This window comes from Acinetobacter sp. MF4642 (assembly GCF_002018925.1).
Lineage (GTDB): Bacteria > Pseudomonadota > Gammaproteobacteria > Pseudomonadales > Moraxellaceae > Acinetobacter > Acinetobacter johnsonii.
In genome coordinates, this window is sequence record NZ_MVON01000024.1 from 36047 (window position 1) to 42381 (window position 6335).

4 protein-coding genes, 1 tRNA gene and 1 pseudogene are annotated in these 6335 nt (G+C 41.2%); 4 read left to right on the plus strand and 2 right to left on the minus strand.

Going from position 1 to position 6335, the window contains the following annotated elements; all coding sequences use genetic code 11:
- Window positions 1–83: 83 nt before the first annotated feature.
- Together MF4642_RS12495 and prpF are read right to left on the minus strand one after the other, a co-directional pair.
- Window positions 84–995, minus strand: a complete 912-nt coding sequence (locus MF4642_RS12495; RefSeq protein WP_078426425.1) for a polyprenyl synthetase family protein — start codon at window positions 993–995, stop codon at window positions 84–86.
- Between the two features lie 316 nt (window positions 996–1311).
- Entirely contained in the window at window positions 1312–2502 is a 1191-nt protein-coding gene (gene prpF / locus MF4642_RS12500; RefSeq protein WP_078426426.1) for a 2-methylaconitate cis-trans isomerase PrpF, read from the minus strand.
- Window positions 2503–2834: 332 nt separating this feature from the next.
- Here prpF and MF4642_RS12505 point away from each other — a divergent pair, with 332 nt between their 5' ends.
- From MF4642_RS12505 to MF4642_RS12520, 4 genes and pseudogenes are all read left to right on the plus strand, one after another.
- Window positions 2835–4187, plus strand: coding sequence for an amino acid permease (locus tag MF4642_RS12505; RefSeq protein ID WP_078426427.1), 1353 nt, complete (start codon window positions 2835–2837; stop codon window positions 4185–4187).
- Window positions 4188–4266: 79 nt separating this feature from the next.
- A tRNA-Arg gene (locus MF4642_RS12510) sits at window positions 4267–4339 on the plus strand.
- A gap of 170 nt (window positions 4340–4509) precedes the next feature.
- A complete protein-coding gene (locus tag MF4642_RS12515; protein WP_078426429.1) occupies window positions 4510–5835 on the plus strand; it encodes a tyrosine-type recombinase/integrase in 1326 nt (441 codons plus the stop codon).
- Between the two features lie 227 nt (window positions 5836–6062).
- Window positions 6063–6224 (plus strand): annotated as a pseudogene (locus tag MF4642_RS12520) (exodeoxyribonuclease VII large subunit); the annotation flags it as partial.
- Window positions 6225–6335: the final 111 nt, after the last annotated feature.

Sequence of the window (6335 nt, forward strand, 5' to 3'; positions counted from 1 at the left end):
AGGAAAAACTCAAGCCTCTAAGAAATAAGTATTAAAAAAGAGGACAGGCTATGTCCTCTTTTTTTTAATCTAAACACTGAAACTTAGCTTTGGCGAGCCAATAAAAACTGTGAAATCTGATTCAGTTCTGCTGCCGCATCCGTTGGGAAATAAGCCAAAGCAGCAAAGGCTTGATCATGCAAAGTCTTGGCATACTCTTGTGCAGCGCCTAGCCCCATCAAGGCTGGATAAGTCGATTTTTCGACTTGCTCATCCTTCCCTGCGGTTTTACCCAGTACATCTGTATTTGAAATGATATCTAAAATATCGTCTTGTACCTGAAAAGCCAAACCAATTGCCTGTGCATATTCGCGTAACTTTGGAATCGCTTGATCGCAACCGTCAAATACAGTCACCGCGGCCATCATCACCGCAGCAGAAATCAATGCACCCGTTTTATTTCGGTGGATATTTTCAAGTGCAGTCTGATCGACACGTTTACCTTCGGCTTGCAGGTCGAGGACTTGTCCACACACCATTTTAGAACTCGCTGTCGCTAAAATTTGCATCTGCTTCAGTACAATACCCTGATCAACCACTGGGCCAGCATCAAACAGTCGACTACCTAAAATTTCAAATGCCATAGACTGCAAGATATCGCCCGCAAGCAACGCTGTATCTTCACCATAAGCCACGTGACAGGTCGGCTGACCACGACGCAAAAGATCATTGTCCATACACGGCAAATCATCATGTGCCAAGGAGTAACAATGAATCAGTTCCACAGCCACCGCGGCACGGCGCACGGCAGCTGCATTATTGTTTGGATTTAAATGTGCCGTGGCATAGCACAGTGCAGGACGCACACGTTTACCACCTAACATGACCGCATGATGCACGGCACTCTTTAACGGTTCTGGAATTGAAAAAGCATCAAGTGCCGTCAATAAATCATCGTGAATACGTTGTTGAGCCTGTTGGAGTGCATTTGCTGATACGTCGGTTAGTGCTGACACATTCGCCTCGAATAACAATAGGATAAATTAATCTGGTGCTCAGTTTGCCTGAGCCGATCATTTGAAATGATCTGTTGGCATGATACTGCTTTCTGCCCGCTTTCTCTATGCCGAAAGCACAAACAAGGCACAGTATTCTATTAATTTTTGCAGACTAGATGATAAGAATAACTTTTCTACTATTTCAAGCCGCCATTACACAAGCAATCAGGCTCTAAAATTCACCTCTCATGCTCTTGGTTATTTTTAGCCTTCTTATCACAGACCTAGAGTTGACATAAAAAAGCCTCTACAGAAAGAGGCTTTTTACATCGCGTTAATCCAAGCTTTCCGCTGGAATACGCACCCAACCTTCCATCAACACGCGTGCACTACGGCTCATGACAGCTTTTTTTACTACCCACTGACCCTTTTCTTGTATCGCTTGCGCTCCCACACGTAAGGTCCCTGAAGGATGACCAAAACGAACGGCTTCACGTGCTCCACCACCCGCGGCCAAATTGACCAAGGTTCCTGGTATCGCTGCTGCGGTACCAATGGCAACAGCCGCTGTACCCATCATCGCATGGTGTAATTTACCCATAGAAAGTGCACGAACCAATAAATCGGTGTCTTGCTCTGTAATGGTTTTACCACTCGACGAGACATATTGTTTTGGCTTAGAAACAAAAGCAATTTTAGGCGTGTGTTGACGACTGGCAGCTTCAGAAATGTCTTGAATCAGCCCCATCTGTTTTGCACCATGGGCACGAATGGTTTCAAAGCGCGCTAAAGCTTTGGCATCGCCATTAATTGCGTCTTGTAATTCACTCCCCGTGTAGCCAATGTCTTCTGCATTTAAGAAAATGGTCGGAATACCTGCATTGATAAACGTTGCTTGAAAGCGACCAATCTCTGGAACCTCTAAAGTGTCAACCAAATTCCCTGTTGGGAACATGGCACCACCATCTTCACCATCATCGGCTGGATCTAAAAATTCAATTTGCACTTCTGCAGCTGGGAACGTCACGCCATCAAGTTCAAAATCACCTGTTTCTTGAACTTGCCCCTGCGTAATAGGTACGTGTGCAATAATGGTTTTTTGAATATTCACCTGCCAAATGCGGACTGTGCAGATGCCATTTTCTGGAATACGTGCAGCATCGACCAAACCATTTGAAATCGCAAATGAGCCTACAGCAGCCGTTAAGTTGCCACAGTTTCCGCTCCAGTCGACAAACGGCTGATCAATCGACACTTGCCCAAATAAATAGTCGACATCATGTTCGGGCTGTTGGCTCTTCGCTAAAATCACCGTTTTACTGGTACTCGATGTTGCACCACCCATACCATCAATCTGCTTTGCATAAGGATCAGGGCTACCAATTACACGGAGCAATAACTGATCTCGAACGCGTCCAGCCTGTTGCGCAGCTTCTGGGAGATCATCTAATTTAAAGAATACGCCCTTACTGGTCCCTCCACGCATATACGTTGCTGGAATTTTGATTTGCGGTGCAAAACTCATTTTTATTGAATCCTTCATATTTATCATTGTGTTAAGTCAAAAGATCTGATTTAACTTAGGCTCATCATACCTTTTTTCCCTATGCCTACGTAAAATACAGACTTAAGTCTAAAAAAACATCATTTGTGAACGTCCGGTTTCCAAATAAAATTCCTGATTTGATAATTTAAAATAAAATTAATATATTGATTCGTATGTTTTTTATTTACAATTCATTACACATTATTTTTCATATGAATAATAACTTTTTTTCATGAATTTTGAGCTACTATGCGATTTCTTCACGATCTATTACAATCGGAAACACTTATCCATTGTCGGGCTGAAATAACTTGAATAAAGAGTCGTCTCAACTTCAGCGTGGCTTAAAGAACCGTCATATTCAATTGATTGCCATGGGCGGCGCAATTGGTACTGGCTTATTTTTAGGTTCCGCACATGTGATTGAATCTGCTGGCCCATCCATTATTTTGGGCTATGCAATTGGCGGTTTAATTGCGTTTCTAATCATGCGTCAACTCGGGGAAATGATCGTTGAAGAACCTGTTGCAGGTTCTTTTAGTCATTTTGCAAACAAATACTGGGGCAAATTTGCAGGCTTTCTTGCAGGCTGGAACTACTGGATTCTATATGTTCTAGTAGCCATGACCGAGCTGACCGCTGTTGCGAAGTATATCAACTACTGGTGGCCTCATATTCCTGCATGGGCATCGGTTCTCACCTTCTTTGTGATCATTACCTTAGTCAATTTAGGTAATGTGAAGTTTTACGGTGAATCAGAGTTCTGGCTAGCTATCATCAAAGTCACGGCCGTCGTCGCCATGATTGTATTTGGTCTTTATCTTTTGGCTACGGCAGGCGCAGATTCCACGGCTTCATTTAGCAACCTTTGGTCACATGGCGGCTTCTTCCCGCATGGCGTTGAAGGTCTATTCTATATGCTTGCCTTCCTCATGTTTGCCTTTGGCGGTATTGAATTGATTGGTATGGCTGCAGCAGAAGCTGATAACCCACAAAAATCAATTCCTAAAGCAATCAACCAAGTGGTATTCCGTATCCTCATTTTCTATGTGGGTTCATTGACCATTTTATTATCGCTTGTACCTTGGAATGAATTACAACTTGGCGACTTAGATAAGAGCCCATTTGTAATGATCTTCAGTCAATTGGGTATTGGTTGGGCCGCGCATTTGCTTAACTTTATTATCTTGACTGCAGCACTTTCTGTATATAACAGTGGTATGTATGCTAACAGCCGCATGCTGTTTGGTTTAGCACAGCAAGGCAATGCACCTAAAATATTTAGTAAAACCAATAAGCAAGGCGTGCCAATTCCAGCAGTCTTGTTCTCTGCTTTACTGATTTTCGGTTGTGTACTGTTGAATTATTTTGCGCCAGAAGATGCTCTCAGCAACTTAATTTATATTGTTGTTGGCGCTTTGGTATTGAACTGGGCCATGATCAGCTTAACTCATCTTCAATTTATGAAGGCCATGAAAAGCGAAGCGAAAAAACCATTGTTTCCTGCACTTTGGTCGCCTTTCAGTAACTACCTTGTTCTTGCATTTATTGCTGTAGTGCTTTACATCATGTGGACTCAAGGTTTAAGCGGCGCAGTGATCATGATTCCAATTTGGATCGTATTAATGTTCGTCCTATACAAAATTCTGTATAGAAAAGCATAAAATATTCATTTTTAAATAGTTATTGTTTCGGCAATAACTATTTTTTTTGAGTAAAATCAGCTACATTAACCGCACTTTTGCGCTCTTAGCTTAACTGGATAGAGCAGTTGCCTCCTAAGCGACCGACGTGGGTTCGAGTCCCGCAGAGCGCACAACCCCAATAGCAGAATATAAAACAATTTGGTTAAAAGACATTTATATTCAATTAGATATACTGTGCACATAGAAGAATATAGCTAAATATACAAGGATATAGTTGCAAAATATAAGGATATGATTGAGGATACATACAGTTCTACTCAATATGTATCCTTATTTCATTATGGCCAAAAAGACTATTCCGCTATCTGACTCCAAGTGCACAGGGGCAAAACCACAGGAAAAAGACTACTCTTTGTATGATGGTCATGGACTTATTTTGTTCATCCGAAAGAGTGGCTCAAAGGTATGGCGATTTAAATACAAAAGAGCCAACGGTAAAGATGGCTTAATGACGTTAGGCAACTTCCCTGCTTTAAGCTTAAAAGCTGCCAGAGATAAACGCCGTGAATTAGAAGAACTTATAGCTAATGGCATAGATCCAATCGAACATGGGGAAATACAAAAGGCTAAATTAGATAATGCCTATAGTTTTGAGGTTATAGCTAGAGACTGGCATAAGGAATATAGCAATACAGGTCGCTGGATTGAACATACAGCTGAAAGAGCATTAAAGAACTTAGAAGATTATGTTTTCCCTATCATCGGGCAACAGTCGATAGATGCAGTAAAGCCTAGAGATCTTGTTAAGGTTTTACGCTCCATTGAAGAATCTGGATATGCAGAAGTATTAAAGAAAACTCGCCAAAGATTTAGCAGCATATTTGCTTATGCGATATCACGCGGTCTCATAGAAGAAAATCCTGCTTACTTTCTGAAAGATGTCTTTATAAAAACTAACAAGTCTAAACATCACCCTCAGTTACCATTAGAGCAACTGCCCGAGCTTTTGCAAAAACTAGAAAATGATAAGGGCTACCCTATAACCAAGTTATGTACAACATTTGCACTTCATACGTTTGTACGTTCCAGTGAATTCCGATTTGCACGTTGGAGTGAGTTTGATCTTCAAAAAGGCATATGGACCATACCGGGAGAACGGGAATTAATCCCTGGACAGAAGTTTTCTAATCGCGGTGCCAAAATGAAAATGGATCATTTGATTCCATTATCACCTCAGGTTATTGATATCTTAAAAGAGATCCATCCTTATAGTGGTATGACTAAAAATGTCTTCCCAAAGAATGGTGATCCTCAAGGATTTATTAGTGAATCTACAATCAATAAGACGCTACGCCGTATTGGCTATGACACTAACAAAGATATATGCGGACATGGTTTTAGGGGCATGGCTTGTTCTGCCTTGGTACAGAGTACCCTATTCCAAAAAGAAGCTGTAGAGAAGCAAATGAGTCACCAAGAACGCGACCAAGTACGTTTGGCTTATACGCATCAAGCAGAATATTTAGAGGAACGTAAAGCCATGCTCAACTGGTGGAGCGACTATCTGGAAGCTAACCGAGTTGGGTATATCAGTCCATATGACTTTACTCAACAATTGCTTAACGATGATGTAATCAATTTTAAATATGCAAAGTTAGCAAAATAAGAGGTTAATCAACTCGTTATTTTATCAGTTTGCTAAGCCTAGCTCGACGGAGCGAAAGTCGGATACCCGATCCGATTGGCTTAGCTCCTATATTTGGGCGCCGTGGGAGGCATGCAAATGTTGAAATCATACTATTCTGCAGAAGAAGTACTTCAACTCCTTAATAAAAAAAGTAGTCCAAACTTATCTTATAAAGACTTAAAAGATTTATGTTTAAGAGGTAAATAGCTAAGTTCGATCCCCAGTATGGTTTCTCAGTTAATGTTGAGAATATCGATTCGAGTTATACCTTAGGTGACATTGCACGGCGTTATCAACAGATATTAGAACGATTAAGCACTGAAGGTTTGGTGAATAAAAATAAGTTACTCCCTGAACCGTACCGGGTTTGTCGGAGAGTCAATATTCTGAGAGACTATGCCGATGACAAAATTAAAATATACCCCTGAAATCAGAGAAAGAGCGGTTCAATTACTAATTGAATCTGAAAAAGATTATCC

Excerpts from the sequence above, each read along its gene's own strand:
- prpF (WP_078426426.1), bottom strand. The coding sequence starts at position 2,502 with ATGAGTTTTGCACCGCAAATCAAAATTCCAGCAACGTATATGCGTGGA.
- MF4642_RS12515 (WP_078426429.1), top strand. The coding sequence starts at position 4,510 with ATGGCCAAAAAGACTATTCCGCTATCTGACTCCAAGTGCACAGGGGCA.